At 65.5% G+C, this 2317-nt stretch carries 1 protein-coding gene and 1 pseudogene; both read right to left on the bottom strand.

Going from position 1 to position 2317, the window contains the following annotated elements:
• Nucleotides 1-295: 295 nt before the first annotated feature.
• On the bottom strand, nucleotides 296-688 hold the full coding sequence (locus AB0M65_RS40760) for a hypothetical protein (protein ID WP_364041016.1): 393 nt from the start codon (nucleotides 686-688) through the stop codon (nucleotides 296-298).
• Between the two features lie 221 nt (nucleotides 689-909).
• Nucleotides 910-2157 (bottom strand): annotated as a pseudogene (locus AB0M65_RS40755) (DUF222 domain-containing protein); the annotation flags it as partial.
• Nucleotides 2158-2317: the final 160 nt, after the last annotated feature.

Raw genomic sequence — 2317 nt, 5'->3', positions numbered from 1 at the left:
CTTCCTTGCGCCTAGCGCAAGGAAGGGGGCCTTCCTGTACTGGGGAAGGTGTGAAGGTCGAGTTTGTTCGGCTGAGCCGAGGGAAGGGGTCCTTCACGCGCCGCCGTGGTGACTGGTGATGCTGCTGGGGCTCGTGATGGCCTTCCGGGACGGGTGAGAGGCACCTTGAGGAAACTCTGGGTCCCTCAAGGAGTCCTTCAGAGACCGGCCGCTACCCGGCTCACTCGCCGTAGGTCCCAAACACCCTTCGTCAGAACGGCCCAAAACACTCACGACCCCAAGCGGTACCGGAGCCTCAGCTACGCGAGAAAGCGGCACGCATCCAGTAAATGGCCAGCGCGACGGTGGCGATCCAAGCGACGATCAGCCCGAAGCCCGGTCCGCCGAAGAAGCTGCCGGTGACGGCGCCCGCCCGGTGGCCGAGCCCGGCCTCGGCGAACCTGACGGTGGTGGTGGCGGTCGCTGGGGCAAGATCGAGGACCCGGCGGCGGACCTCGCGATGGGCATGGAGATTCGCCGCGAGATTGGTGCCGTTGCCGCCCCGGATGTCGATGATGTCCGGGAACCGGCTCCAGTCGAAGCGTTCGTCGGTCCGAAGCGTTCGGTGCAGGCGGCTCGCCGCTCGTGATCGTTCCGAGGCTCGTCGGCGATATCGGCCGGACTCCGCGTCGAAGTCGAAGACCTCCATCGAGACCAGGTGATCGAGCAGGCATTCCAGCGGGCCGGTGGAAGTCCCGGTCGTCGAAGCGAGGTGCTCCGCGGTCTCTCCGGCTTCCCCTGCGTTCGGCGAGGCCGAGTGCGGCCACGCGGATGGCCATCGGGGTCGCCAGGTTGCGCGGGCAGGTCGAGGAGCCCGTCGCCGGTTCGGTGGCGGGCTCCTCGGATAGTGGGGGGGCAGGTGATGGCGCGGTGGAGGATGTTGCGTCGGGGAGTTCGTAGTGGGTCCAGATACTGGGGTGGTATGAATTCCGGTAGTCCGTCGAACGTGATCCGGACGTCCCAGTCGCCGTGGTGGATCAGCCGGTGATGAAAGTGACACAGCAGCACCAGGTTCCGGAGATCGGTGCGTCCGCCGTCGGCCCAGTGGCGGACGTGGTGGGCCTGGCAGTGTTTCGGGAGCCGGTGACACCCCGGGAAGCTACAACCCCGATCCCGCACGTTCAACGCCCGCCGCTGCCCCGGGGTCACAAACCGCTTGAGCCGCCCCACGTCCAGGGGTTCACCGGCCGCGCTGAGCACCACCGGCACCATCACACAGTCACACGCCATCATCCGTGCTTCGCGGGCGGTGAGCTCCCCGACAAAATCCAGACACGCTTTCCCGACCCCGGACTTCAGCACGTCGAAACCGACAGTCACATGCACCATCGTGCGATAACCACTCGTTCCGGGCTGGTCGGGGCAGGCGATCGCGAGGTCAAGAAGTTCAGCCCACGCGTCACCCCGGCATTGCGGCAGGGTCCGGTGATCAGCCTGGCCGAATTCGTCCACCGGACGCCGCGTGGCGTAGGCGTCGAGTGCGGCTGCGGTCCGGGCACCGGTTTCCTCGTCCAGCAGGCCGGAAACCTTCCAGAACCCGTCCTTGCGGCGCTCGATGAACATTGCGCGGCGTGGTTCGGTGGGTTCGGGGTCTTTGGGTTCTTTGCCGTCGGGGTCCAGGCGCGCGAGCAGATCCGTACCAGCCTCGGTGATCTCTTTCGGGCCACCGGAACGGGCGAGGTCGGCGAGGATTTTCTCCGCAGCCTCCCGCTTCACCGACGACACGTCAGGCGGGATCCTTCCCAGGATCTCCAGGATCACGTCGATGTGCTGCTCCCCGACCGCGCCCTCCGCGGCCGCGGCGGCGGTTGCCGGGGCGGACGCCGGAACCTCCGTGCCGTCCACGCCACGAGTCGGGTTCAACGCCAACGCCCGCTTCACAAACGTTCGCGCGTCCCCCCGGGAAATCCTCGCGACATCCGCGAACCACAACGCCGCGGTCCCATACCCATACAAGTCATCAGCGCCGCGAGACTCGATCTCCGCCACATAGTTCCCCAACCCGGCGGCCGCCATGCGCATCACCTGCAACAGGTGCGTCACACCGTGAGCAAGCTCCTGTTTCCCGGCACGCCACAACTCCTGCGGCAACTCGGGAAGAACAGGGGTCTCGGACACCCCTCAACAATACCAAAACCTGGTCGAACATGTGTTCGTAATTTTAGGCAACCACCACGGTGAGCGGATAACACTAGGGGGTGATTCAGCGGCTCGATTATGGCTACTGAGAGCAAAAGAGTCGTGAGTGATTTGGGTCGTTCTAACGACCCAAATCACT

Source organism: Amycolatopsis sp. NPDC051071 (assembly GCF_040682875.1).
GTDB lineage: Bacteria > Actinomycetota > Actinomycetes > Mycobacteriales > Pseudonocardiaceae > Amycolatopsis.
The sequence above is the reverse complement of the archived record's forward strand: the minus strand, read 5'-3'. Positions and strand labels throughout refer to the sequence as shown.